The organism is Vibrio sp. 1557, from assembly GCF_033340175.1.
GTDB classification, from domain to species: domain Bacteria; phylum Pseudomonadota; class Gammaproteobacteria; order Enterobacterales; family Vibrionaceae; genus Vibrio; species Vibrio alginolyticus.
Map to the genome: position 1 here is coordinate 1 of NZ_JAWOVZ010000268.1, position 1070 is coordinate 1070.

General features: G+C 47.6%; 1 protein-coding gene and 1 pseudogene. Both read right to left on the bottom strand.

Annotation, left to right across the window (positions count from 1 at the left end; all coding sequences use genetic code 11):
- Window positions 1-890: amino acid ABC transporter permease (locus R7070_RS26400; protein ID WP_318141544.1), on the bottom strand; the 890-nt coding region annotated here is incomplete at its 3' end.
- 1 nt (window position 891) lies between these two features.
- Window positions 892-1070 (bottom strand): annotated as a pseudogene (locus R7070_RS26405) (amino acid ABC transporter permease); the annotation flags it as partial.

Below are 1070 nucleotides of genomic sequence, written 5' to 3' on the forward strand. Positions count from 1 at the left end.
CCAATGAATGTGTTTACGATGGAAGGAATGGTGATCTTAAGTGCCTGTGGCAAAATGATCAGGCCTGTTTTCTTCCAGTAACTCAAACCTAACGCATCGGCAGCTTCATATTGTCCTTTTGGAATGGCTTGCAAACCACCACGTACCACTTCTGCCATGTAAGCCGCGCTGAACATGACCACACCAATTAAGGCACGAATAAGTTTGTCCGTCTCGGAACCTTCAGCTAAGAACAGCGGTAACATAACGGACGCCATGAATAGTACGGTAATCAGTGGAACGCCACGCCATACTTCAATGTAAATCGTACAGATGCTGCGTATGATGGGCATATCAGAGCGTCTACCTAGAGCCAGTGCGACACCGATCGGTAATGAAACCACAATACCAACAAGCGCGATGATCAGTGTGACCAACAATCCGCCCCATTTATGCGTTTCAACCACCTCCAAGCCAAACACGCCACCGTAGAGAAGCGCAGCAACGATAAACGGATAGATGTTGACAAAGAACAGCCAAATCCATAAGCGTTTTGGTGTTTTTTCATAGGCAAGAAGCACAGTGAAAATCGCGAGCGTGATGTAAAACAGGCGAGGGCGCCAAAGTTCTGCTTCTGGGTAGAAGCCGTACATGAACTGCTCCCAGCGAACACTGATGAACACCCAGCATGCACCTTCTCGGCGACAGTCATCACGCGTTGAGCCTATCCAGTCAGCATTAATGAATGCCCAATCGACAATGTGCCAAAGCGCATTAAAAACGATATAAGCAAGAATAAGCGTGACAATGGAGTTGACTGGGCCATTAAACAAATTCTTGCGTAACCACCCAACCACGCCAACGGTATTTGATGGTGGCGGGAGATCGGGCTGAAATTGATGTGTACTCATATTATCTCTCCACCAGCGCAACTTTGCGGTTGTACAAGTTCATTAACGCAGACGTGAGCAAGCTCAGCGTTAGATAAACGCCCATTGTCATCGCGATGATCTCAATGGCTTGTCCTGTCTGGTTCAAGGTTGTACCAGCAAACACAGAAACCAGATCCGGATAACCAATAGCCATTGCCA